This is a genomic window from Streptomyces sp. SID11385 (genome assembly GCF_010548245.1).
GTDB lineage: Bacteria > Actinomycetota > Actinomycetes > Streptomycetales > Streptomycetaceae > Streptomyces.
In genome coordinates this window covers 1-2,322 of record NZ_JAAGLR010000263.1, presented here as the reverse complement: position 1 = coordinate 2,322, position 2,322 = coordinate 1, and the positions used below count along the sequence as shown (strand labels likewise).

The window sequence follows — 2,322 nt, the reverse complement described above, 5'->3', positions numbered from 1 at the left end:
GGGGGACCGGCGGCGGTGCCGGCGGGGGTGCCGGATGCGATGCCGGCGGGGCCGCCTGCGCGGGGATCGGCTCGGGCTGCGGGGGCGGCTGCTCGGTCACCTCGTGCCTTCCGGGACGGACGCGGCGTGCTCGGACACGGGGCGGCGTGCGCGAGCACGGGAGCGCGCCGGGACACAGCGCGCGACGGAGGCAACACTGTACGACACGCGCCCCTCGCCCGCGCACGAAAAACGGGCCCGAACTGACCTGACCAGCAGGTGAGTTCGAGCCCGTACCCGGACGGGGCCGCGCGCGGCGCCCCGGCCCGTTCCCGGGCGGGGCCGCGCGCCCCGTGCGTCCCGCGAGGGACCGGGAGGTCTCAGATGAGGCCGAGCGAGCGGACCGCGTCGCGCTCCTCGCCCAGCTCCTTGACCGAGGCGTCGATGCGGGCGCGCGAGAAGTCGTTGATCTCCAGGCCCTGGACGATGGAGTACTTGCCGTCCTTCACCGTGACCGGGAAGGAGGAGATGAGACCCTCGGGGACGCCGTAGGAGCCGTCCGAGGGGATGCCCATGGAGGCCCAGTCGCCCTCGTCGGTGCCGTTGACCCACGTGTACACGTGGTCGATGGCGGCGTTGGCGGCCGAGGCGGCGGAGGAGGCGCCGCGCGCCTCGATGATCGCCGCGCCGCGCTTGGCGACGGTCGGGATGAAGTCCTCGGCGAGCCACTTCTCGTCGCTCACGACCTCGGCGGCGTTCTTGCCGTTGATCTCCGCGTGGAAGATGTCGGGGTACTGCGTCGCGGAGTGGTTGCCCCAGATGGTCAGGCGCTTGATGGCGTCGACGGTGACGCCCGCCTTCTTCGCGAGCTGGGTGAGCGCGCGGTTGTGGTCGAGGCGGGTCATCGCGGTGAAGCGCTCGGCCGGTACGTCCGGGGCGGCGGCCTGGGCGATGAGGGCGTTGGTGTTCGCCGGGTTGCCCACGACGAGGACCTTGATGTCGTCGGCGGCGTGGTCGTTGATCGCCTTGCCCTGCGGCTTGAAGATGCCGCCGTTGGCCTCCAGGAGGTCACCGCGCTCCATGCCCTTGGTGCGGGGGCGGGCGCCGACGAGGAGGGCGACGTTGGCACCGTCGAAGGCGACGTTCGGGTCGTCGCTGATCTCGATGCCCTTGAGCAGCGGGAACGCGCTGTCGTCCAGCTCCATCGCGGTGCCCTCGGCGGCCTTGAGCGCCGGGGTGATCTCCAGAAGTCGCAGGTTCACCGGGACGTCCGGGCCCAGGAGCTGGCCGGAGGCGATGCGGAAGAGCAGCGCGTAGCCGATCTGGCCGGCCGCGCCGGTGACGGTGACATTCACGGGAGTGCGGGTCATGACGATCTCCATCAGACGACTGGCGGTGGGGTTCCCTGCCCCAAGGGGTGGATCTGGGCCCCGACGCCGGATGATCGATCTCTTGGCGTCAAGAGAGATCCGCCGCTCAGGCTATCGCGCCGGTGGCGGACGCGACCGCACGGCGGGTGTGGCGGGGCCCACAGCCGAGCCGGACCCGAGGCGGAGCCGGGCCCGCGCACGGCGAAGGCCGCCGAGCGGCAAGGTGCTGCGGCGGCCTTCGCAGGGAGGGGGACTCTCCCGTGGGGGGTAAGACCGCGTCTTCCCGGGGTGCGGCGGGGTATGCGCGGTCGGCCGAGGAAATTTTCCGGGACCGCTTCTTCCGCGCCCGGGGTACGGGGTCAGCGCGCCGGTCCGCCCGCGCTCGGGTACGGGCTTCAGTCCGCCCCCGCGCAGCCCTTCGCCCCCGCGCCGACCTCGGCGCAGGCCCGGGTCCGGCCCGGGCCCGCGACAGGGAGCATCCGCGTGTAGGCGTCGCCCGTGTCCTCGACCGTGACCCGCTGGGTGCGTCCGCCCGCCCGGGCCGTCACCGTGTCCCCCGGGCCCGCCTGCGTGATCCGCGCCCACGCGGCACCGCACGCCTCGCTGTACCGCACCTCCACGATCCGCGTGCCGACCGCCGCGCGGTCCGTCGTCCGGGCCAGCTCACCGCTGCACCCCATCGCCTCCGGGTCCTTGCCCGCGCAGCCCGCCCCCGCGCACCGCACCCCCTCGGGCAGCTCGGCGGCCCGTACCGATGCCGAACTCCTCGGCGCGGCACGCTGGTTCGTGTCGTCGCCGTGGAGCAGTCGCGGGACGAAGACGATCGCGCCGAGCACGACGAGCGCGCCCGTCACCCCGGCGAGGAACATCGTCGCGCGCCGCCGCCCGTGCGAGGCTCCCGACGGTTGCCCCGGTGGGCGGGCGCCGGGCGGCGCGGCTCCGTCTCGCGCCGGGCCGCGCTCCCCCACCGGCC

General features: G+C 74.2%; 2 protein-coding genes. Both read right to left on the bottom strand.

Annotation, left to right across the window (positions count from 1 at the left end; all coding sequences use genetic code 11):
- Positions 1 to 359: 359 nt before the first annotated feature.
- Complete coding sequence (locus G3I42_RS08130; protein ID WP_164283789.1) at positions 360 to 1,349, bottom strand: malate dehydrogenase; 990 nt, start codon at positions 1,347 to 1,349, stop codon at positions 360 to 362.
- Between the two features lie 395 nt (positions 1,350 to 1,744).
- The coding region (locus G3I42_RS08125) for a DUF2690 domain-containing protein (protein ID WP_164283787.1) at positions 1,745 to 2,322 on the bottom strand (578 nt) is incomplete at its 5' end.